At 64.4% G+C, this 23,208-nt stretch carries 16 protein-coding genes and 1 CRISPR repeat array; of the genes, 12 read left to right on the top strand and 4 right to left on the bottom strand.

What is annotated here, in order from left to right:
- The first annotated feature begins 124 nt into the window (after positions 1-124).
- From cas9 to AAFF19_RS01660, 5 genes are all read left to right on the top strand, one after another.
- The gene (cas9, locus tag AAFF19_RS01680; protein ID WP_182119343.1) at positions 125-3,517 is read left to right on the top strand and encodes a type II CRISPR RNA-guided endonuclease Cas9; all 3,393 of its coding nucleotides are present in this window, start codon (positions 125-127) and stop codon (positions 3,515-3,517) included.
- On the top strand, positions 3,504-4,412 hold the full coding sequence (cas1, locus tag AAFF19_RS01675; protein WP_182119344.1) for a type II CRISPR-associated endonuclease Cas1: 909 nt from the start codon (positions 3,504-3,506) through the stop codon (positions 4,410-4,412). The genes cas9 and cas1 overlap by 14 nt, the downstream gene beginning before the upstream one ends.
- Before the next feature lie 27 nt (positions 4,413-4,439).
- The gene (cas2, locus tag AAFF19_RS01670) at positions 4,440-4,772 is read left to right on the top strand and encodes a CRISPR-associated endonuclease Cas2 (protein ID WP_246330877.1); all 333 of its coding nucleotides are present in this window, start codon (positions 4,440-4,442) and stop codon (positions 4,770-4,772) included.
- A gap of 64 nt (positions 4,773-4,836) precedes the next feature.
- Positions 4,837-6,012: direct repeats of the CRISPR family, unit length 37 nt; unit sequence GAGTGTAGCTATCCGGGGTGAGAGAGGGAGCTACAAC.
- A 114-nt stretch (positions 6,013-6,126) separates the two neighbouring features.
- Positions 6,127-7,392: an IS256 family transposase gene (locus tag AAFF19_RS01665; RefSeq protein ID WP_342720204.1), complete on the top strand. Its 1,266-nt coding sequence runs from the start codon at positions 6,127-6,129 to the stop codon at positions 7,390-7,392.
- Between the two features lie 130 nt (positions 7,393-7,522).
- Positions 7,523-7,849 carry a YnfA family protein gene (locus AAFF19_RS01660; protein WP_182119345.1) on the top strand — a complete coding sequence of 109 codons (327 nt, stop codon included), beginning with the start codon at positions 7,523-7,525 and terminating at the stop codon, positions 7,847-7,849.
- 136 nt (positions 7,850-7,985) lie between these two features.
- On the opposite strand, the gene AAFF19_RS01655 is transcribed toward AAFF19_RS01660, so the two are convergent.
- Entirely contained in the window at positions 7,986-9,512 is a 1,527-nt protein-coding gene (locus AAFF19_RS01655; RefSeq protein WP_246330879.1) for an ABC transporter substrate-binding protein, read from the bottom strand.
- Between the two features lie 374 nt (positions 9,513-9,886).
- On the opposite strand from AAFF19_RS01655, the gene AAFF19_RS01650 reads away from it, so the two are divergent.
- Complete coding sequence (locus AAFF19_RS01650) at positions 9,887-10,318, top strand: hypothetical protein (protein WP_182119347.1); 432 nt, start codon at positions 9,887-9,889, stop codon at positions 10,316-10,318.
- 569 nt (positions 10,319-10,887) lie between these two features.
- Here the strand turns inward: AAFF19_RS01650 and AAFF19_RS01645 are convergent.
- Both AAFF19_RS01645 and AAFF19_RS01640 read right to left on the bottom strand, forming a co-directional pair.
- Positions 10,888-11,088, bottom strand: a complete 201-nt coding sequence (locus tag AAFF19_RS01645; RefSeq protein ID WP_008904628.1) for a hypothetical protein — start codon at positions 11,086-11,088, stop codon at positions 10,888-10,890.
- A gap of 60 nt (positions 11,089-11,148) precedes the next feature.
- Positions 11,149-11,670: a BON domain-containing protein gene (locus AAFF19_RS01640; protein WP_182119348.1), complete on the bottom strand. Its 522-nt coding sequence runs from the start codon at positions 11,668-11,670 to the stop codon at positions 11,149-11,151.
- A gap of 294 nt (positions 11,671-11,964) precedes the next feature.
- Between AAFF19_RS01640 and AAFF19_RS01635 the strand changes: the two genes are divergently transcribed.
- From AAFF19_RS01635 to AAFF19_RS01615, 5 genes are all read left to right on the top strand, one after another.
- Positions 11,965-13,038, top strand: coding sequence for a ligase-associated DNA damage response exonuclease (locus AAFF19_RS01635; RefSeq protein ID WP_182119349.1), 1,074 nt, complete (start codon positions 11,965-11,967; stop codon positions 13,036-13,038).
- Positions 13,035-14,732: an ATP-dependent DNA ligase gene (locus tag AAFF19_RS01630; RefSeq protein ID WP_182119350.1), complete on the top strand. Its 1,698-nt coding sequence runs from the start codon at positions 13,035-13,037 to the stop codon at positions 14,730-14,732. Before AAFF19_RS01635 ends, AAFF19_RS01630 begins: the two co-directional genes overlap by 4 nt.
- Entirely contained in the window at positions 14,729-17,452 is a 2,724-nt protein-coding gene (locus AAFF19_RS01625) for a ligase-associated DNA damage response DEXH box helicase (RefSeq protein WP_182119351.1), read from the top strand. The genes AAFF19_RS01630 and AAFF19_RS01625 overlap by 4 nt, the downstream gene beginning before the upstream one ends.
- Positions 17,453-17,457: 5 nt before the next feature.
- Positions 17,458-18,165: a ligase-associated DNA damage response endonuclease PdeM gene (gene pdeM, locus AAFF19_RS01620; protein ID WP_182119352.1), complete on the top strand. Its 708-nt coding sequence runs from the start codon at positions 17,458-17,460 to the stop codon at positions 18,163-18,165.
- 241 nt (positions 18,166-18,406) lie between these two features.
- Entirely contained in the window at positions 18,407-20,644 is a 2,238-nt protein-coding gene (locus AAFF19_RS01615) for an NADP-dependent isocitrate dehydrogenase (protein WP_182119353.1), read from the top strand.
- A gap of 167 nt (positions 20,645-20,811) precedes the next feature.
- On the opposite strand, the gene AAFF19_RS01610 is transcribed toward AAFF19_RS01615, so the two are convergent.
- On the bottom strand, positions 20,812-22,083 hold the full coding sequence (locus AAFF19_RS01610; protein ID WP_182119354.1) for an MFS transporter: 1,272 nt from the start codon (positions 22,081-22,083) through the stop codon (positions 20,812-20,814).
- A gap of 65 nt (positions 22,084-22,148) precedes the next feature.
- On the opposite strand from AAFF19_RS01610, the gene AAFF19_RS01605 reads away from it, so the two are divergent.
- Positions 22,149-23,105, top strand: a complete 957-nt coding sequence (locus AAFF19_RS01605; RefSeq protein WP_182119355.1) for a helix-turn-helix transcriptional regulator — start codon at positions 22,149-22,151, stop codon at positions 23,103-23,105.
- Positions 23,106-23,208: the final 103 nt, after the last annotated feature.

Genomic DNA, 23,208 nt, shown 5'->3' with positions numbered 1-23,208 from the left:
AAAGCCTGGCAGGTTGCCCTGCCAGGCTTTTGGGTACGGACGGGGCCATTCGACCCCTCCTTATTGCAGCAACGGCTCTCACCCCGGATAACTACAAACGGTGCGAGTGTAGCAGGGAGACCACATGAATCAAGCGGCAAATGACACGCCTCCCATCAATCAATTTCTTACGCTGGGCCTGGACATTGGCATTGCTTCGGTCGGTTGGGCCGTCTTGAACGAGGCACGCATTGTGGACATTGGCGTTCGCTGCTTCGACAAGGCAGAGACGGCCAAAGAGGGCGAGTCTTTGAACCTGGCCAGGCGCCAAGCCCGCCTTTTGCGGCGGCGGCTGTACCGCAGAAGCTGGCGCCTAACCAAGCTGGGGCGGCTGCTCAAACAGCAAGGCTTGATCGATAGCGCTGCGTTTTTCAAACAGCTGCCATCGGCTTCGGTAACCACCTGGCAATTGCGCGTTGAGGCGCTCGAACGTTTGCTGTCAAACCAAGAGTGGGCTCGTGTGATCTATCACCTGTGCAAACACCGGGGATTCCACTGGGCCAGCAAGGCCGAAGAGATGCAGGCCGAAGGGGATGCCAAGGGCGAAGGCGGCCGCGTAAAAAAGGGCCTGGCCGACACCGCCGCAAAGTTTGCCAGCAAGGGCTATCGCACTGCAGCGGAAATGGTGCTGGCCGAGTTTCCGCACGCCCAGCGCAACAAGCGCGGTGAATACGACAAGGCCCTTTCAAGGGTCCTGCTCGACAAAGAGTTTGCGCTGCTGTTCGAGCACCAGCGCAGATTTGGCAACCCGTACGCCAGCGCTGATTTTGAAGCGCGCGTGCGCGGCGACGGCGACCGCAAGAGTGGCCTGTTCTGGAACCAGAAGCCCGCATTAGCGGGCGCAGACTTGCTCAAAATGCTGGGCCACTGCACCTTTGAGAAAGCCGAGTTTCGCGCCCCCAAGGCCAGCTTCACCGCAGAGCGCCATGTGTGGCTGACCCGGTTGAACAACCTGCGCGTGATAGTGGACGGTGCATCGCGTGCTCTGACGCAGGACGAGCGCGCATTGGCGCTGCTGCTGCCCTACCAGACCGAGCAGTTCAAGTACAAAACGCTCAAGACTGCGCTCGTCAAGGCCGGTCACATACCCGACACTGCCCGATTTGGCGGGCTGGCCTATCCCAGCGAGGCACAAAAGGAAGCAGGCAAAACCAAAGACCCCGAAGACCAGCCTTTGGTAAAGCTACCCGCTTGGCATGACTTGCGCAGAGCGCTGAACAAGGCAGGGCTGCAAGACGCTTGGCGGCAGATCAGCGTGGCAGCCTTGGACGGACGGCCGCAGTGGCTTGACAGCGTTGGCTGGGTACTCAGCGTGTACAAGGACGATGCCGAAGTGGAGCGCGAACTTGCCGCCCTGGCACTGCCGCAAGCGCAGGCCGTCATACCCGTTTTGTTGGGGCTGCGCTTTGACAAGTTTCACGCGTTGTCGCTCAAAGCACTGCTCCAGATCGTGCCGCACATGGAGCGTGGTTTGCGCTACGACGAGGCGGTCGCGCAAATCGGCGACTATGGCCACCACAGCCAGCGCGTGGTGCTGGGCACGGGCACAAATCGCTACCTGCCGTCGTTTTACAAGGACGAACGCAGCAGCACCGGCTCCATGGTGTTCCGCGATGACATCGACGTGCCGCGCAACCCCGTGGTGCTACGAGCCTTGAACCAGGCGCGCAAGGTGGTGAACGCCATCATCAAGAAGCATGGCAGCCTGTCCGCAGTGCACATTGAAATGGCGCGAGATCTGTCACGGCCACTGGATGAGCGGCGCGAGGTCAAAAAACTGCAGGAGGAATTCAGAGATCGCAATGACAAGGCGCGAGAGAGCTTTGAACAAGACCATGGCTATCGTCCCAAGGGCATTGTTTTTGAAAAGTGGATGCTTTACCGCGAGCAGCATGGCAAGTGTGCGTACTCGCTGGAAGGCCTAGACATTGATCGCGTGCTCAACGATGCCAACTACGCGCAGATCGACCACGCGCTGCCCTACTCGCGCAGCTACGACGACAGCAAGAACAACAAGGTGCTGGTGCTGACGCGCGAGAACCAGAACAAGGGCAACCGCACGGCGTATGAGTACCTGACCAGCTTTGCTGGCGGCGAGGACGGCGACCGCTGGCGCAACTATGCGGCGTGGGTCAACAGCAACAAGAGCTACCGCATGGCCAAGCGCAACCGCTTGCTTCGAAAGAACTACGGGCCAGAGGAGGCCAGCGGCTTTAAAGACCGCAACCTCAACGACACCCGCTATATCTGCAAGTTCTTCAAAAACTATGTAGAAGAACACCTGCAGCTGGCACCGCGTGCCGATGGCAATGCCAACAAGCGCTGCGTGGTGGTCAATGGTCAACTCACGGCCTTCTTACGCGCCCGATGGGGCCTGAGCAAGGTACGCAGCGAGAGCGACCGCCACCACGCGCTGGATGCCGCCGTGGTGGCCGCCTGCAGCCACGCAATGGTGAAAGCCCTGGCCGACTACGCACGCAATCGGGAAGTGGCTTACCTGAAGGAGGGATTCCCTGACCCGGAAACTGGCGAGATCCTCAACCCCGAGGCCCATGCGCGCGGTGTGCAGCACTTTCCCGAACCCTGGGCGCACTTCAGGCACGAGCTGCAGACGCGCTTGTACACGGACGAATTGCAGGCGTTGCGCGAGGATTTGCAAAGGCTGGGTACGTATTCAGCGCAGGACCTGCTGGAGGTGCGCACGCTGTTTGTGTCACGCGCGCCCCAGCGGCGAAACGATGGCGCGGCACACAAAGAGACGATTTACGCCCAGCCTGAAAGCCTGCGCAAGCAAGGCGGCGTGGTGCAGAAAGTACCGCTAGCAAGCCTGAGCCTCAAGGACCTGGACAATCTGGCAGACCCGCACCGCAATGCCAAGCTGTATGCAGCGATTCGCGCACGCCTGGAGGCCCATGGCGGCAAATCGGACAAAGCGTTTGGCCCAGACCAACCGTTCTACAAGCCCGGCAAGAGCGGCGACCCCACAGGCCCCATCGTGCGCACCGTCAAGCTGGTGATCGACAAGCTCAGTGGCATTCCTGTTCGCGGTGGTATTGCCAAGAACGACACCATGCTGCGTGTGGACGTGTTCACCAAGGCGGGCAAGTTCCACTTGGTGCCGGTGTATGTGCACCATCGGGTGACTGGCTTGCCCAACCGGGCAATTGTTGCGTTCAAGGACGAGGAAGAGTGGACGTTGGTGGATGAGAGTTTTGAGTTTTTGTACTCGTTGTTTCCTAACGATCTCGTTCGCGTCCAACAAAAGGGCAAAGCGGCACTGACGGGCTACTTTGGCAGTTGTCACCGAGGCACGGGCAATATCAACCTGTGGCTGCATGACCGAAATACGGTGAGCACCAAAGTGGGAGCGATCGAAGGCATTGGAGTCAAAACCGCTCTATCTTTTGAGAAATTGAACGTTGATGTGCTTGGTCACATCCACCCCTCCCGTCCGGAGCAGCGCCATGGTCTGGCGTAGCGTCATCGTCAGCAAGCCCGCCAAGCTCAAGCGCGAGCATTTCGCGCTGGTGGTGGAGCAAGAGCAATCGGCCCGCGTACCGTTTGAAGACATCGCGGTGATCGTGCTCAACCACCGTGAAATTACGCTCACGCACCCCGTGCTCTCGGCCTGCGCCGAATACGGCATTGGCATGTACAGCACGGGCGACAACCACCAGCCCAATGGCGTGTTCTTGCCCTTTCTGCAGCACAGCCGGGCCACCCGCATGCAGCGCCTGCAGCTGAGCATTGACAAGCCCACCGCCAAGCGCGCCTGGGCCACCATCGTGCAAAGCAAAATCGACAACCAAGCCCGGTGCATGCAACTGCTGGCGGTGGCCGGAGCTGACCGCCTGGCTTCGTATGCGCGTCGGGTGCGCTCGGGCGACACCGGAAATATGGAGGCGCAAGCCAGCGCGTACTACTTTCCGCAACTGTTTGGTCGCAGCTTCCACCGCAGCCAAGAGGGCTGGATCAACGCCGCACTGGACTATGGCTACGCCGTGATGCGTGGTGCCTGTGCCCGGGCGCTGGTCGCTCATGGCTTGCTGCCCAGCGTGGGGCTATTTCACTGCAGCGAGCAAAACGCCTTCAACCTGGCTGACGACCTGATAGAGCCCTACCGCGCCATAGTGGACTTGCACGTGGCGCAAACCTGCGCTGCTGAGACGGACGGTGAATTGCGACCCGCTGACAAGGTAGCCCTGGTGGGCCTTCTGAACGTAGACGTGGCCATGCCGCGGGGACGTATGAGTGTGCTGTCGTCCATAGAGCAAGCAGCAGAGTCGCTGGCCAGGCTGCTAAATGGTGGCAGCGAGCAGGTGCTTGAGCTGCCAACACTGATAGGCCTGACCCAGCACAGCTTTGAGATGTAGCCGTAGCAGAACTTCAATATCGCCACCATGGGCCAGGCCACGAGACGATTCATGCGCATGATGGTGTTCTTCGACTTGCCCGTGGTGACCAAGGCCGAACGCCGCGCCTACACCGTGTTCCGCCGCTTTTTGCTCAACGACGGCTACGACATGATCCAGTACTCGGTGTATGGCCGCATCTTGAACGGCAGCGACGCCGAAGAGAAACACATGAAGCGCTTGCTCGCGAACCTGCCCCCAGAAGGCTCTGTGCGGGTATTGACAGTGACCGAAAAACAGTTTGCCAGCATGAAGATGCTGGTCGGACTGCCGCTGTTTCAGGAAAAAAAGGTGAATGCAGCCCAGATTGCGCTGTTTTGAAAAGCCGTTTTTCAAAACGGAAACCCGCTCCAAGCCAGGCCTGGAGCGGGTTTCAAGGGGGCCAGAGTGTAGCTATCCGGGGTGAGAGAGGGAGCTACAACTGCGCTGTGATCTTGGTCACCGGTTCAATGGAGTGTAGCTATCCGGGGTGAGAGAGGGAGCTACAACTGCACCGTAAGGGTGGTAGAAAGATAGCTGGAGTGTAGCTATCCGGGGTGAGAGAGGGAGCTACAACGTGTCTGATGCACGCAATCTGGTGGGTATCGAGTGTAGCTATCCGGGGTGAGAGAGGGAGCTACAACCACCCGTGGACACGATTGACGCCGCGCTGAGAGTGTAGCTATCCGGGGTGAGAGAGGGAGCTACAACGGAGCGACGCCCGCACCCCAGCAGACCCCGGAGTGTAGCTATCCGGGGTGAGAGAGGGAGCTACAACGGGCCTCCGGGGATGGCCTCCAGCGTGCCGGAGTGTAGCTATCCGGGGTGAGAGAGGGAGCTACAACCTCTTTGCTGCTGCCCTTGGCCGTTCTCCAGAGTGTAGCTATCCGGGGTGAGAGAGGGAGCTACAACCCGCTAAAGCGGGGCGAAATTCGGCATAAGGAGTGTAGCTATCCGGGGTGAGAGAGGGAGCTACAACTGCGCAGTGATCTTGGTGACGGGCTCAATGGAGTGTAGCTATCCGGGGTGAGAGAGGGAGCTACAACCGGATTGCCACCGGCTCACCCGCACTTGCCAGTGTAGCTATCCGGGGTGAGAGAGGGAGCTACAACGTCCTGCACGGCCACGCCATCGGCCGCCGCGAGTGTAGCTATCCGGGGTGAGAGAGGGAGCTACAACGGGCGGCGAAGCCCTCTACACCGGATACCAAGAGTGTAGCTATCCGGGGTGAGAGAGGGAGCTACAACGACGGACTCGCGCCAGGTGCACAGCACCGAGAGTGTAGCTATCCGGGGTGAGAGAGGGAGCTACAACCCCGTTACCTGCGGCCCGCTGCCCGTGGTGGAGTGTAGCTATCCGGGGTGAGAGAGGGAGCTACAACGAATGGGCAACGTGCAACGCAAGGGCCTGAGAGTGTAGCTATCCGGGGTGAGAGAGGGAGCTACAACTCACAAGCAAAGGGACGCTGGCACCTGTTTGAGTGTAGCTATCCGGGGTGAGAGAGGGAGCTACAACAAGCAACCGGAGACACCCCATGATTCGCGCGAGTGTAGCTATCCGGGGTGAGAGAGGGAGCTATGGCCTCGGTTTGGCGGGTAAACCCACCAAACCGAGGCCAGCGCTTCGCGCGGTCAATCAAAAACGAGCCTGTCAGAAATTTTGTGTGTGAGGCATAGCATGTCAACAAGGAGCATGAATGCCACGCAAGACGAAGACCACCGCATCAGCGGACAAGGCGGCGCAGCCGCAATTCTCAGCCGAGTTGCTCGAGCAACTCATCCCCGGGCCGGTGACACCGGCCGAGCTGGAGGGTATCTTTCAGCAGTTCAAGAAATCGGTGCTTGAGCGGGCGCTGGGCGCCGAGATGAGCCATCACCTGGGCTACGCGCCCGGTCAGGCCAAGCCCGAAGGGGCGGCGGCCAATCACCGCAACGGCAAGAGCGCCAAGACCGTGCTGACCGACGTGGGGGCCTTACGCATCGACGTTCCCCGCGACCGCGAGGGCACGTTCGAGCCGCAGCTCATCGGCAAGCACGAGCGGCGCTTCACGGGCTTTGATGACAAGATCATCGCCATGTACGCGCGCGGCATGACGGTGCGCGAGATCCAGGGCTTTCTGGCCGAGATGTACTCGGTGGACGTCTCGCCCGACCTCATCAGCCGCGTCACCGACGAGGTGATGAGCGAGGTCACGGCCTGGCAGACACGCCCGCTGGAGTCGATGTACCCGGTCGTGTTCTTCGACGCCTTGAGGGTCAAGATTCGCGAGGACGCCGTAGTGCGCTCCAAGGCTGTGTACCTGGCGCTGGGCGTGCTGCCAGACGGCAGCCGCGACATCCTCGGCATCTGGATTGAGAACACAGAAGGGGCCAAGTTCTGGATGAAGGTCTTCAACGATCTGAAGACCCGCGGGGTCAACGACATCCTGATCGCTGTCACCGACGGCCTCAAAGGCATGCCAGAGGCGCTGGGAGCGGTGTTCCCGGCCACCACGCTGCAAACCTGCATCGTGCACCTGATCCGGGGCAGCCTGGACTTTGCGTCATGGAAGGATCGCAAGGCGCTGGCCGCGGCCATCAAGCCGATCTACACAGCGGTCAACGCCGAAGCGGCCGAGGCCGAGTTGCACGCATTCGAGGCTGGGCCGTGGGGGCAGAAGTTCCCCACTGTCGCCAGCGCCTGGCGCAGGGCCTGGGACAAGGTCATCCCGTTCTTTGCCTTCCCGCCCGAGGTACGGCGCGTGATCTACACGACCAACGCAATTGAGAGCGTGAATGCGCGGCTGCGCAAGATCATCAAGACCAGAGGACATTTCCCTAGCGACGACGCGGCCACCAAGCTGATCTGGCTGGTACTGCGCAACATCACCGAGGACTGGGGGCGGGCGGCCAACAACTGGAAATCAGCGATGAACCAGTTTGCGATCCTCTACGAAGACCGGTTCACGAAATCGAGCACGTAAGATCTTCAACCAGCTTCACAAAATCGGTGAAGGTTCAATGAGCCTCACACACGAAAATTCGGACAAGCCCTCAAAAACAGCTTCGCGTCTCACGCTCCTTTGCCCCGATGAAGACATTCATACTCTCGCAATGGCCAATACCCTATTGCTCTTCATTGCCACGGCCCTCGCCGAAATAGTGGGCTGCTATCTGCCCTGGCTCTGGCTCAAGCACGGCAAGCCAGCGTGGCTGCTGCTGCCGGCGGCGCTGAGCCTCGCGCTGTTCGCGTGGCTGCTCTCGCTGCACGACACCGCAGGCGCCGGCCGCGTCTACGCGGCCTATGGCGGGGTCTATATCGGTGTGGCGCTGGCGTGGCTGTGGGTGGTGGATGGGATCCGGCCTACGGCATGGGACGTGGCAGGGGTGCTGGTGGCGCTGGCGGGCATGGCCATCATCATGCTGCAGCCTGCGCGCTGAGCACAAAAAAAGCCGCTGCACACTGCGCAACCGGTGCGACCCTGTTCCGTGCCCCAGTACAGCGGACGTGAGGCCGCTGAAATGGCCACACATATTCACGGCCACTGGGAGAGAAGTCTGCGCAGGGGCGCCGGGCTCAGTTGAGTTTTATCAAGCGCCAGTCAATCCGGTTGTCCGGCCGCTGCACCAGCTCCACGTTTTTCTTCATGGCCCACGCCAGCATCTGGTTGTGCAGAGGGATGTGTGCCACGGTGTCGTTCTGTAGCTGCAGGCCTTCGGTGAGCAAGCGGTTGCGCACGGGCAGGTCGGTTTCGGTCTTCACACGGTCCACGATGTAGTCCATGCGTTCATTGGTGTAGCGGCCCAGGTTGTAGTTGCCGTCGCCGCCCGTGGTCTTGGTGCGGACGAGTGATTGCAGGGTGTACAGCGCATCGAACGTGGGCACACCCCAGCTGAGTAGCGCAATGCTGGCCTCGTGCCGCTGTGCCATGGGGTAGTAGGTGACAGCGGGCAGCGTGCGCAGCCGGGCCTTCACACCAACGCGCGACCACATGGAAGTGATGGCCTGGCACAGCTCTTCGTCCTGCACGATGGCGTTGTTGCTGCAGGCAAAGTCCACCTCGAAGCCGTCCTTGTAGCCCGCCTCGGCCAGCAATGCCCTCGCGGCGTTAGCGTCGTACGGCAGGCGCTGGTCCACGGCTTCCGTCCATCCGTTCACCAGCGGCGACACCATGGCGCCCGTGGGCTTGGACACGCCGCGCATGGTCACGCGCTGCAGCGTGGCGCTGTCGATGGCCTGGTAGAGCGCCTTGCGCACGCGCAGGTCCTTGAGCGGGTTCTTGCCTTTGATGTTGCCGCCGGGCAGCTCGTCGCGGAACTGGTCCATGGCCAGGTACACCGTACGGTTCTCCACCATCTCCATGACCTTGAGCTGGGGGTTGGCCTTGATGCGGGCCAAATCCTGGATGCTGGTGTCGCGCACCATGTCTACCTCGCCCGACAGCAGCGCTGCGATGCGTGTGGCTTCGGATTTGATGGGGGTGTAGGTGATCTCGGTCACGTTGCCTTCGGCCTTGCCCGCGTTCCACCAATTGGGGTTGGCGGTGAACACGATCTTCTGGTCGGGCACCCATTCCTTGAGCACAAACGGCCCGGTGCCCATGGCATTGCGGTGCGAATAGGTTTCGTCCTTGGCCTTGATGTCCTTGGGCTCCACCGAATTGTTCTTCTCGGCCCAGGCCTTGCTCATCACGCGCAGCTCGGTCAACTGATTCAGCAACACGGGGTTGGGGTTCTTCAGGAAAATGTCGATGGTCTCGCCATCCACCTTGGCGATGCGGTCCATGCCCTGGGTGTAGATGGAATACGTGGAGGTCTTGCTCATAGCGCGCTGCAGCGAATAGACCACGTCGTCGGCCGTCATGGTCGAGCCATCACTGAACTTCACCGCCTGGCGAAGTTTGAAGCGCATTTGTGTGGGCGTGACCTGCTGCCAGGATGTGGCCAAGAGCGGCTCGACCTTGAGCGTGCGGCTGTTGAACATCACCAGCGACTCGTACACCGCCGCGTGGATGCCGTTGCCCAGGGCGCTGTTTTGCGAGTGGATGTCCATGGTCTGGATGTCGCTGGAGCCTGCCCACTTGAAGGGTTTTGCCCAAGCCATGGTGGGCACCGTGCATGTCAAAACAGCCGCCAATGCGGGGACTGATAACCGCGAGAAACGATGAAAACGTAATGGCATACAAACCTCTAAGTTGTTGGTAGCACGCAATGTGCAATACCTCCCCTCTTCTGCGGATATGGAAATCCCTTGGATGGTGTTCCCACGGCACGAGGAGAGGGCAAACAATGTACATGGCATGCCAACCAACCGAGGAGGAAAACGGTCCATTACATCTCTTACATCGCCACCTTGGAATGCACGGCCAGAATCACTGGCCCCCTCTGCACAACTCCAATCCCACAATGCCAGAGCCAACCCTCCGCGCTGTCTTTCGACTGGCCGCCGTTGTCGCTGCTTCACTTCTCCTAGCTGCGATGACCACGCTGGGCTATCTCTTTGCCGTAGAGGACTACGTGACGCGGCCCGGCTCGCCCGTGTACTACCTGGGCATCTCATCACTGGTCCGCGATGTCCAGGTGCCGGACGGCGCACAGGGCCGCGAATACTTCGGCTCGGTCGGTGATGGGAACAAGCCGGCCCAATCGCAATTGAGCTTCAAGGTGCCGCCTGACACCGCCGATGCGGTGTGGGACGAAATGACCCGGCAACTGCAAAACTTGGCCCTGCACTCCGTCAGCACCGGCGGCAATGACCCGACGGTGGTCAGCAACAAGAACACCGTCTCTCCGGGAATCAGGGAGGCGCAATACACCTCCGAAAAGCACGATTTGGTCCTGTTGACTACCTACCAGGACAGTGATGCGGGCGCCCCGTCGATCCGCTTTGAAATCACTCACTTTGATTGATTCGTCCCAAGACACAGCCCTCCCACAAGGGGCGGCCTTCTTCTTCACCACTTCCTCGTTGAACATCCATGTCATCTCGCTCTGACATTCCCAATCGCCTCATCTACACGTGCAATTGCGGCTGGATCGATATAGGTCACCTTGTGTCGGTCGAGTAACCGGCAAACCGCCATGCGAGCGCCGCCTATCTATGGAAGGACGTGTCGCTGGAGCGTGGCTTGCAGGTCACCGGGCGTCCGGACCACCATGTGGTGATGTACCGGCAGGGAATGCGCAAATTCGGCCTCTCGCGCGATTTCGCGAAGTTCTATTTCATCCGCAAGGGGCTGCCGCTGGCCACCCAGCGATCTGTGGCGCTGGCCATCTTCAAAGAAGTATCGATGGGATTTGAGGATGTCCAGGCCTCGCTCTCCGCCTTCACAGACAGCGGCTTCAGCGAAGAAGATCTCGTGTCAAACCTTCTCGGCTTCTACGTGGCAGTTCTGGGCAATGTCGATTGGCGCGGCCACTGCAAACCGGTGTCGGCCGAAGCTTCACGCGTCGTGTGGGACACCCTGGGCCCAGTGGGTTCACGCAAGAACCACCAATTTGTTCCCAAGCTGCATGCCTGCGAAGAATGCAAGGCGAAGCACCACATCACCCGGCCGCATTTTCCACCCATCTTTTCGTCCATCCGTCCCGCCCAGCAAGGCGCGGACTTCTTCGAGGCGACGGATGCCACGCCCGGCCTGCCTGCCTGTGCCGATGCACATGTTGTCCACCTTGTTCATCTGAAGCGCCCGCGCGTCTATAGGCGTTTTCGCCCGCTTTCGCGGCAGGATCGCTTCCCTTCACCGCTTCGAGGTCGGGTAGCGCACACCGCCCCGCTCGGTCCCCACCTGCAACAGGTTGATCACCCCCATCACGTCGTCCACCAGCCACACGGCCTTCTCCAGCGCTTCGGCCTGTTCCTGCGAGCGCACGCAGCCCATCAGCGTCACCAGCCGCCGCTCTCCCAGCACCCACACGCTGGTGTCGTCAAAGCGCCCGTCCTGCTGGATGTAGCGCTGCACGCGCGGGATGATCTCGGCGTCGTACAGGTAGGAGTTGGGCAGACGGCAGCGCCCCACGCGGTGGCAGCTGCCGCCGTGCTGTGAGCGCACATGGGCCAGTTCGCGCACCTCAGCCTCGGTGTACAGCGGGCCCTCCGGCACGGGGCATTGCGGCAGCGCGCGGGTGACCTGCACGAACGGGTCGTTGAAGGCGTTGGTGCGCGGGGGCGGGCTACCTGCAGCCTGGGCCCAGGTCAGCAGTGGCCAAAGGACAGCGGATGTCCCCAGCATGAAACGCAGAAACCTGCCCACATCGCGCATGGTGTGCTCCCTGAGGTGCCCGGCCGGTGACGTTGCACGGCCACGATCTGGTACCGCAAGACAAAGCGGTTTTGGCCTGCAGACAGCGGGGCTGTGCGCAGGATGATGAGCATAGCAACGCGTAATCGGCAGTAAAGGTGATCGCCGTGTGTTGCTCCGTTATTGATAGCTGTTAGCGCAATATGGGTATGCGCTGGAGGTTGTTTTTATTCATATTCTCGACGCAAATGCCCGCGCCGCAAACCCCGGACCCCACCCCGGCTTTTGCGTGCCGCCTACGATGCTTCCTTGCCCATGCCCAGCAGCGACCTGATCGTCCACCGCCCCGAAGGCCTGTACTGCCCGCCCGGGGACTTCTACATTGACCCGTGGCGGCCCGTCAGCCGGGCGGTGATCACGCATGCGCACTCGGACCACGCACGCATGGGCTCGGCCCACTACTTGGCGCATACCGACAGCGCGGGCACGCTGCGCAACCGGCTGGGGGCGGACATCGCGCTGCAGACGCTGGCCTATGCCGAGGTCATCGACCACCACGGCGTGCGGGTGTCGCTGCACCCCGCAGGCCATGTGCTGGGGTCGGCACAGGTGCGCATCGAGCACGCTGGCCAGGTGTGGGTGGCCTCGGGCGACTACAAGCTCGAAGACGACGGCACCTGCCCGCCCTTTGAGCCCGTGCGCTGCCACACCTTCATCACCGAATCGACTTTTGGACTGCCCATCTACCGCTGGCCATCGCAACCCGCGCTGTTTGCCGACATCAATGCCTGGTGGGCAGCCAACGCAGCGGCGGGCAAGGCCAGCGTGCTCTATGCCTACGCATTTGGCAAGGCGCAGCGGCTGCTGCATGGGGTGGACGCCAGCATCGGACCCATCGTGGTGCACGGCGCGGTGGAGCCGCTCAACGCCGTGTACCGCGCGGCCGGTGTGGCGCTGCCGCCCACGCTGCGCGTGACGGACCCGGGCCTGACCAAGGCGGACCTGAAACGCGCGCTCGTGCTGGCACCGCCCTCGGCAGCGGGCACACCGTGGCTCAAGCGGTTTGGCGAACACTCCGACGCGTTTGCCAGCGGCTGGATGCTGGTGCGCGGCGCGCGCCGCCGCCGGGGCGTGGACCGGGGCTTTGTGATGAGCGACCACGCCGACTGGCCCAGCCTGCAAAAGGCCATCGGCGCCACCGGGGCCGAGCGCGTCATCGTCACTCACGGCAGCACCGAGGTGATGGTGCGCTGGCTGTGCGAACAGGGTCTGGACGCGCAGGTGTTCAAGACTGAATACGGCGCCGACGACAACGAGGACGACGCCAACACAATGGTCCCTTCGGCCCCTGCTGAGGAGCCGGGCACGCAACCCGAGGCCGCGCCATGAGGGCCTTTGCCCAGCTGTTCCAGGCGCTCGACGCCACCACCGCGCAGTCGGCCAAACTCGCGGCGCTGGTGGCTTACCTGCGCGTGGCACCGCCCGCCGATGCAGCCTGGGCCACGTACTTTCTGGCAGGCGGCAAGCCGCGCCAGATGGTGCCCACCAAGCGCCTGAAAGCGCTGGCGCAAGAGGCTGCGGGCCTGCCCGAGTGGCTGTTTGAAGAGAGCTACCAGGCCGTCGGCGACCTGGCCGAAACCTTGGCCTTGCTGCTGCCCCCGCCCGCCCAGCCCATTGAACTGACTCTGGCCGAATGGATGGCCCAGCTGCTGCCCCTGCGCACCCTGCCGCAGGGTGACGCCGATACCCGGCTGCGCACGCAATGGGACATGCTGGCGCCCGAGCAGCGCTTTGTGTACTTCAAGCTCATCACCGGCAACTTCCGCGTGGGGGTGTCGCGCCTGCAGGTGACGCAGGCGCTGGCCACGGTGAGCGCGCTGGACCCCAAGCGCATCGCCCACCGGCTGATGGGCTACACGCAGATCGGCCGGCAGCCGCAGGCCAGCGACTACCAGGCGCTGATCGCGCCGGTGGACGACGAGGCAAGCGCGCAGGATGCTGCCGATGCAGGCCAGCCCTACCCGTTCTTTTTGGCCCACCCGTTCAACCAGCCCGTGGCCGAGATGCCCGCACTGCTGGGCACGCCAGGTGACTGGCTGGTGGAATGGAAGTGGGACGGCATCCGCGCGCAGATCGTGCGCCGGGACGGTGCGGTGTGGATCTGGTCCCGCGGCGAAGAGCTGGTGACCGACCGCTTCCCCGAACTGGCCGAGGCCGCGATGGAGCAGCTCCCTGACGGCACAGTGGTTGATGGCGAGATTCTGGTGTGGCTGCCGGGCGAGCCCCAGCCCCGCCCCTTTGCCGACCTGCAAAAGCGCCTGGGCCGCAAGACGCTGACCCCCAAGCTGTTGCGCGAGCTGCCCGTGGTGCTGGTGGCCTACGACCTGCTCGAACACGCCGGGCAGGACCTGCGCCAAGAGCCGCAGCAGGCCCGCCGTACGCTGCTGGAGGCCACGCTGCAACAGCGTGATGACACCACCATCGCACCCGCACCGCACAAGACCTTGCAACTGAGCGAGTTGCTGCATGGCGCCGACTGGCAAGACCTGGCACGCCAGCGCGAGGCCGCGCGCAGCATGGGCACCGAGGGCTTCATGCTCAAGCACCGCAGCGCCCACTACGGCGTGGGCCGCACCAAGGATGTGGGCGTGTGGTGGAAGTGGAAGATCGATCCCATGAGCGTGGACGCCGTGCTCATCTACGCCCAGCGCGGCCACGGCCGCCGCGCAAGCCTCTACACCGACTACACCTTTGCCGTATGGACCGGGCCGCAGGACGACCCGGACCGGCAGCTGGTGCCCTTTGCCAAGGCCTATTCGGGCCTGACGGATGCCGAGATTGCGCAGGTGGACGCCATCATCCGCAAGACCACGCGCGAGAGCTTCGGGCCCGTGCGCAGCGTGGATGCGACGCTGGTGTTTGAGCTGGGCTTCGAAGGCATTGCGCGCAGCCCGCGCCACAAGAGCGGCATTGCGGTGCGCTTTCCGCGCATGCTGCGCTGGCGGCAAGACAAACCCGTGGCCGAGGCCGATACCTTGCAAACGCTGATGGCACTGCTGCCGGGGCAGGACGCGGCCATATGAGCACGACACGCCGCCCGCGCAAGCCCCTGCCCCCGGTGGCACCGAGTGCCGCAGCCGCCTGGATGGCGGCGCGCGGGTGGCAGCCCTTCGGCTTCCAGCAAGACGTGTGGCGCGCGATGGGCGAGGACCGCTCGGGCCTGCTGCACGCCACCACGGGCGCGGGCAAGACCTATGCGGTGTGGCTGGGCGCGCTGCAGCATCTGGCGCGGGCCGATGCAGCACCAGCGCCCGAAGAAGCCCCCAACGCCCGCACCGCGCTGCGCACCCGCCGCGCTGCGGCACCACCCCTCACCGTGCTGTGGATCACGCCCATGCGCGCATTGGCTGCTGATTCGCTGCGCGCCCTGCAGGCACCGCTGCCCGACCTCGCGCCCGACTGGACCAGCGGCCTGCGCACGGGCGACACGGCCAGCGGCGAGCGCGCCGCGCAAGACCGCCGCCTGCCCACGTTGCTGGTGACCACCCCAGAAAGCGTCTCGCTGCTGCTGGCCCGCGCCGATGCGCGCGAGCGCCTGGCCAGCGTGCGCCTGGTGGTGGTGGACGAGTGGCACGAGCTGGTGGGCAACAAACGCGGCGTGCAGGTGCAACTGGCGCTGGCGCGCCTGTCGGGGTGGAACCCGGCGCTGCAGGTGTGGGGCATGTCGGCCACGCTGGGTAACCTGGAGGAGGCCCTGCACACCTTGCTGCCCCAGCCCTTGCCCAGCACGGCGGAAGCGCCACAGCCGCCGCCCGCCGTGCTGGTGCAAGGCCGCATCGACAAGCGGCTGGAGGTGCAGGTGATGCTGCCCGCGCGGGCCGACCGCTTTGCCTGGGCGGGCCACATGGGGCTGAGCCTGCTGCCGCAGGTGGTGCAGTCGATCGAAGCGGCAGCGTCCACCTTGGTGTTCACCAACACCCGGTCGCAAGCAGAGCGCTGGTACCAGGCGCTGCTGGAGGCACGGCCCGACTGGGCCGGCACCATTGCGCTGCATCATGGGTCGCTCGGGCATGAGGTGCGCGACTGGGTGGAGCAAGGCCTCAAAGCCGGGCAGCTCAAGGCCGTGGTGTGCACATCGAGCCTGGACCTGGGCGTGGACTTTTTGCCGGTGGAGCAGGTGCTGCAGATCGGTTCGGCCAAGGGCGTGGCGCGGCTGGTGCAGCGTGCGGGCCGCTCGGGCCATGCGCCGGAGCGCAGCTCCAGCATCACGCTGGTGCCGACGCACAGCCTGGAGCTGGTGGAGGCCGCCGCCGCGCGCCTTGCGCTGGCGCAGGGCCACATTGAAGACAGGCGCACGCCGCGTGCGCCGCTCGATGTGCTGGTGCAGCATCTGGTCACCGTGGCGTTGGGCGGCGGCTTTGTGCCCGATGCGCTGCTGGCCGAAGTGCGCCGCGCCCCAGCCTACGCGGCCTTGGCCGATAACGACTGGCAGTGGGCGCTGCAGTTTGTGCGCCAGGGCGGTTCATCGCTGGCCACCTACCCGGACTTTCACCGCGTGGTGCCCGACGACGAAGGTATCTGGCGCGTGCCCGATGCGCGCCTGGCGCGCCGCCACCGCAGCAACATCGGCACCATCGTGAGCGATGCCAGCATGCAGGTGCAGTTCGTGAGCGGCGGGCGCCTGGGGTCGGTGGAAGAGAGCTTTATCGCCCGGTTGCGCAAGGGCGATGTGTTCATGTTTGCGGGCCGCCTGCTGGAGCTGGTGCGCACCCAGCAGATGACGGCCTATGTGCGCATCGCCCCCAAGGGCAGCGCTGCGCTGCCGCGCTGGAGCGGCGGGCGCATGCCGCTGTCAAACACGCTGGCCGATGCGATGCTGGAGCAGCTGGCGCAGGCTGAGCGCGGCCAGTTCACCACGCCCGAGATGCGCTGCGCCCGGCCACTGCTGGAGCTGCAGCAGGCGTGGTCGGCCCTGCCCACCCCGGGCCGCCTGGTGGCCGAAACCCTGCACACGCGCGAGGGCTGGCACCTGTACCTGTACCCGCTGGCGGGCCGCCTGGTGCACCTGGGCCTGGCCGGGCTGCTGGGCTGGCGCGCGTCGCAGCAGGTGCCCAACACCTTCTCCATCGCGGTCAATGACTACGGGCTGGAGCTGCTGTCGGCCAAGCCCGTGGACTGGCCCGCGCTGCTGCCGCGCCTGATCGGCGAAGGCACGCACACCACCATCGGTAGCGGGCTCGAAGACGAAGTGCTGGCCAGCCTGAACGCCACCGAAATGGCGCGCAGGCGCTTTCGCGAGATCGCGCGCATCGCGGGCCTGATCTTCCAGAGCCACCCGGGCGAACAGCGCAGCAGCCGCCAGCTGCAGGCCTCGTCGTCGCTGTACTACGACGTGTTTGCGCAGTACGACCCCGGCAACCTGCTGCTGGCCCAGGCCCGCGCCGAGCTGCTGGCCAACGAGCTGGACATGGAGCGCCTGGCCCGCACGCTGCGCGGCATGCAGGCGCAGACCCTGTCCATCCACGCGCTTGAGCGCCCCACCCCGTTTGCCTTGCCGCTGATGGTGGAACGCTTTCGCGAGCGCCTGAGCACCGAGACCCTGGCCGACCGGCTGGCGCGCATGGTGCAAGCGCTGGAGCAGGCGGCCGACGCCACCACGGGCACCCACCTGGCACAGCACCCGGTGCAATCCACGGACATGGCGTGGGACCTCCCTGAAGGCTCCGCGACCTCGGCACGGCACACGCGCCGAGACCCGGCCGTGGCCAGCCCTCGTCGCGCCCGCAGACGCCACGGATTCTGAGCACCATGACCTCGCTGGCCACCCCCACGCACACCATCGGTGCGCACGCCATCACCCTGCCCTGCGGCACCGCGCTGCAGCTGCTGCCCCAGCGCGCCCTGTGGTGGCCCGCTGCCCGCATGGTGCTGGTGGCGGATGTGCATTTCGGCAAGGCAGCCACCTTCCGCCGCGCGGGCCAGCCGGTGCCGCATGGCACCACGGCCGACAACCTGGCGCGGCTGGATGCGGTGCTCGCTGCCACCGGCGCCGACCACCTGGTGTTTCTGGGCGACTTTCTGCACGCACGCAGCGGCGCGGCCGATTCGCTGTGGCAGCAGTTGCTGCCCTGGCGCCAGCGCCATGCCCGTGTGGCGATGACCCTGGTGCGCGGCAACCACGACCTGCATGCGGGCGACCCACCGGCCACGCTGGCTCTGGCGCTGGTCAACGAGCTCTGGTTGCCTCGCGCCGATGTGCCGGTGCTGGCCTGCCACCACCCGCAGGCCGTTGCGGGCCACACGGTGATTGCCGGGCACCTGCACCCCACGCTGCGGCTGCGCGGCCCGGCGCGGGATGCGCTGCGGGCGCCGTGCTTTGGGTGGGGCGATGGACAGTTGATCCTGCCCGCCTTCGGGGCTTTCACCGGAACGGCGCCCGAAGCCCTGCCCGCGCACTGGGCGCAGTTTGCCGTCCTGCCTGGCCGCGTGGTGGCTGTTCCAGGGGGCCTTTCATAGGGTGTACAGGGGGTGGCGCGCTGCCGCCAACGCGGTCAAACTGCAGAGCGCCGCAGGGTGATTACCACCTATTTGGTGAAAAAAAGTGCCCCGGGCTTATGATAATTTTGCATTGTGAGATTCGATTGCAAAAACAGCGGGCGGTGACAGCCCCGAGCAAGGAGAATCAGAGAGCATCCGCGTTTGGCCCCGCTGCGACGCAGCCGGGGGCACCTACCTACTCTGTTTCGTGAGACAAGCCATGACGACCCAGCAACCTTCCATCATCTACACCCTGACCGACGAGGCACCCCGTCTGGCCACGGCTTCCTTTCTGCCCATCGTTCGCACCTTTGCGGCGCCGGCAGGCATCAACGTGCTGGAGAGCGACATCTCGGTGGCGGCACGCATCCTGGGTGAGTTCCCTGACTACCTGACCGAAGAACAGCGCGTGCCCAACAACCTGGCCGAGCTGGGCAAGAAGACGCTGCAGCCCGATGCCAACATCATCAAGCTGCCCAACATTTCCGCGTCCGTCGCGCAGCTCAAGGCGGCCATTGCCGAGCTGCAGGCCAAGGGCTATGCCCTGCCCGACTACCCCGACCAGCCCAAGGACGACAAGGAAAAGGAACTCAAGGCCCGCTACAGCAAGTGCACTGGCTCGGCCGTGAACCCCGTGCTGCGCGAAGGCAACTCCGACCGCCGCGCGCCCAAGGCCGTGAAGGAATACGCGCGCAAGAACCCGCACAGCATGGCCGAGTGGAGCCAGGCCTCGCGTTCGCACGTCTCGCACATGCACGCCGGCGACTTCTACCATGGCGAAAAGTCCATGACGCTGGACCGCGCCCGCGACGTGAAGATGGAGCTGATCACCAAGAGCGGCAAGACCATCATCCTCAAGCCCAAGGTCAGCCTGCTCGACCGCGAAGTGATCGACAGCATGTTCATGAGCAAGAAGGCGCTGCTGGCCTTCTACGAGAAAGAGATTGAAGACGCGCGCAAGACCGGCGTGATGTTCTCGCTGCACGTGAAGGCCACGATGATGAAGGTCTCGCACCCCATCGTGTTCGGCCACTGCGTGAAGATCTTCTACAAGGACGCTTTCGAGAAGCACGCCAAGACCTTTGAGGAACTGGGTGTGAACGTGAACAACGGCATGGTCGATCTGTACAGCAAGATCGAAACCCTGCCGCAAAGCCAGCGCGATGAGATCAAGCGCGATCTGCACGCCTGCCACGAAGGCCGCCCCGAGCTGGCCATGGTCGATTCCGCCAAGGGCATCACCAACTTCCACTCGCCCAACGACATCATCGTGGACGCCTCCATGCCCGCCATGATCAGGAACGGCGGCAAGATGTGGGACGCCAACGGCCGCCTGAAGGACGTGAAGGCCGTGATGCCCGAATCGACCTTCGCCCGCATCTACCAGGAGATCATCAACTTCTGCAAGTGGCACGGCGCGTTCGACCCCAAGACCATGGGCACGGTGCCCAACGTGGGCCTGATGGCGCAGCAGGCCGAGGAATACGGCAGCCACGACAAGACGTTCGAGATCGCCGAAGACGGCGTGGCCAACATCACCGATCTGGCCACGGGCGAAGTGCTGCTGAGCCAGAACGTGGAAGCCGGCGACATCTGGCGCATGTGCCAGGTCAAGGACGCCGCCATCCGCGACTGGGTGAAACTGGCCGTGAACCGCGCCCGCAACTCCGGCATGCCCGTGGTGTTCTGGCTCGACTCGTACCGCCCGCACGAAGCGCAGCTGATCACCAAGGTCAAGATGTACCTGCACGAGCACAACACGACCGGCCTGGACATCCAGATCATGAGCCAGGTGCGTGCGATGCGCTACACGCTGGAGCGCGTGATCCGTGGCCTCGATACCATCAGCGCCACCGGCAACATCCTGCGCGACTACCTGACCGACCTGTTCCCCATCATGGAACTGGGCACCTCGGCCAAGATGCTGTCCATCGTGCCGCTGATGGCCGGTGGCGGCATGTACGAAACCGGTGCCGGCGGCTCTGCGCCCAAGCACGTGCAGCAGCTGGTGGAAGAAAACCACCTGCGCTGGGATTCGCTGGGCGAGTTCCTGGCACTGGCCGTGTCGCTGGAAGACCTGGGCCTGAAAACCGGCAACGGCAAGGCCAAGATCCTGGCCCAGACGCTGGACGCCGCCACGGGCAAGCTGCTGGACAACAACAAGAACCCCTCGCCCAAAACCGGTCAGCTCGACAACCGTGGCAGCCAGTTCTACCTGGCCCTGTACTGGGCGCAAGAGCTGGCCGCACAAACGGCCGACGCCGAACTGGCCAAGCTGTTCGCCCCGCTGGCCAAGCAGCTGGCCGACAACGAGCAGACCATCGTGGCCGAACTGGCGGCCGTGCAGGGCCAGCCTGCAGATATCGGCGGCTACTACCTGCCCGATGTGGCCAAGCTGGACGCCGTGATGCGCCCCAGCAAGACGCTGAACCAGGCGCTCAAGGCCATCGCCGCTTAAGCGCCCGTCACTGCGCCCACACAAAGGCCCCGCCTGGCGGGGCCTTTTTTCATGGGCTGGGGGCTGTCGGCAGCTTTGCCCTGCGCGCCTTCGGCATGTACTACCAATTCAATAGCTGCCCGCGCTTATCCATCAAGCGCTGGAGGCACTTTTGATTCATATTTTCATCACGCAGCCGATGCCACCGGCCGCGCGGCCCGCGCAGCCACGCCCACCCCTACCAGCGCCGCCGACACCACGCTGACTGCCAGCGTGACGGCCGAGCCGTAGAAGATGCCGGACGTCATGCCGTGGTCCAGCATGGCGCCAAAGGCCGGGGCCGCCAGGCAAAAACCCAGGTCCAGCCCCGAGTACACCGTGCCATACACCCGCCCCGTGGCGCCGGGGGGCGCGGCGCGCTTGATCAGCATGTCGCGCGAGGGGCCCGCCAGGCCCGTGCCCAGCCCCGCCAGGGAGGCCACCACCACGGCCGCCATGCCGGGCAAAACCCCCATGCCCACCACCACCAGCAGCGCCGCAGAGCCCAGCAGGCACACCGAGATGATCTTCTCGAGCCGCTGCACGCGCCCCACGAGGAAGCCGCCAATCAACATGCCCGCCGCACCAAACAGCATGTAGCCGGTGACCACCATGGCCGTCACGCTGAGCGGCAGGCCGTACATGGTCTGCAGCGCCGGGCTGGCAAAGCTCTGGATGGCGCTCAGCGCGCAGGTGCTCCAGAAGAAGAACGAGAAACACAGCCACACCGAGGGCAGCTTGAGGAAGGCCATGGGGTGCTCGGGCTGGGCGGCAACGCCTGCAGCGCCCTTGGCCTGGTGCGCCCATGTGCCCTGGCGGTCATCGAGCGCGTCGCGGTTCCACACCATGATGGCCAGCACCACCAGGGCCAGGAGCCCACCGCACAGGCAGGCCGTGCGCCACGAGCCCGTGGCCGTGGCAATGCCCGCCATGAACACCGGCGCCGTGGCCCAGCCCAGGTTGCCGCTGATGCCATGCACCGAAAACCCATGCCCCAGCCGCTGGGGCGACACGCGCTTGTTCAGGATGGTGAAGTCCACCGGGTGAAAGGGCGCGTTGCCCAGCCCCGCCAGCGCCGCCGCCAGCAGCAGCCCCGTATAGCCCTGTGCGGTGCCCGCCACCAGGCCCGCGGTGGCAAAACTCGACAGTGCAAAAAACATCACCGGCCGCGCACCCACGCGGTCTACCAGAAAGCCCGACAGCGCCTGGCCCACACCCGAGATCACGAAAAACACCGACACCAGCAGGCCCAGCTCGGAATAGCTGAAGCCGAACTCGCCAATCAGCCAGGGAAAAAGCGGCGGCAGCAGCATGTGAAAAAAATGCGAGCTGCCGTGCGCCAGGCCGATGAGGCCAATGGTGCGGGCGTCTTGCCGCAGGGGGACGGGTTGGGCAGGGGTGCCAGAGGAGGAAGCGGTCATGGACTTCATCTTAGGCAGGGCTGGCTCGGCAGGTTTACGATAGGCGGCCAATTTCTATTGCAAACATGCCAAAACCACGCACCGCCCCCTTGGCACCCACCGAAGTGGCGGTGGAACACTTTGCCGCTCAGGTGGTGCCGGGCCCGAGGCCGGCCAGCGGGCGCGGCGGCCCGCGCGGGCTGTCGTATGTCGGCTCGCTCACGCCCGAGCTGTTTGTGCCCACCCCCGCGCGCCCGGTGCGCGCCAAGCTGCGCTGGCTGGCCGCCGACACACAGGTGATGCCCCACCGCCACCCCTGGGCGCAGGTGGCGATATCGACCACGGGCGTGATCCGGCTCACGGTGAACCACGGCACGTACATCGTGCCGCCCTCGCGTGCACTGTGGATTCCCCCCGGCGTGGAGCACGCCGTGACCATGGTGGAAGACGCCGACCTGCGCACGCTGTACTTTCACCAGCCGCGCGGCCAGTGCGGCCCCGGCGTACCGCACGGGCAGGAAGGCGCCTGGCGGCAGTGCCGCGTGCTGGAGGTATCCGACCTGCTGCGCGCCCTGGTGCGCGAAATGCCCACCGCGCCCGACGACGGCCCCGCCCTCACTGCAGCCGAACTGCGGCGCGAGCAACACCTGAGCGCCCTGGTGCGCGAAGAACTCGCCCGCGCCGCCGCCGTGAAGCTGGGCGTGGACCTGCCCCAGGACAAACGCCTGCGCCACCTGTGCGAGGCCGTGCTGGCCGACCCCACGCGCCACGACACCCTGGCCGACTGGGCGCACGACACGGGCGCCAGCCCCCGCACCGTGGCACGCCTGTTCCGGTCCGAACTGGGCAGCACGTTCACCCAATGGCGACAGCAGGTCATCCTCGCCAAGGCCGTGTCACTGGCCGCCGGGCGCATGCCCATGGGCCAGATCGCCGCCGAGCTGGGCTACAGCGCGAGCGCCTTCAGCGCCATGGTGCGCAAGTCGGTGGGGCAGCCGCCGGGGCGGTTTCTGGGGCAGCAGCAGCCCGGCCCTGTGCAGTAGGTCACCTGCCGGCCACAGGGGTCGCCTGACAGGGGATCGGCGCGTTGTCCTTCGCACTTGGGCCTCCTCGCCTACGTTTGGCAACATCTGTTGCACCCAGACT

It is taken from the genome of Acidovorax sp. FHTAMBA (genome assembly GCF_038958875.1).
In the GTDB taxonomy this organism is placed as follows: Bacteria; Pseudomonadota; Gammaproteobacteria; order Burkholderiales; family Burkholderiaceae_C; genus Acidovorax.
Note: the sequence above shows the minus strand (reverse complement) of the source record. Positions and strands in the feature narration are given on the sequence as shown.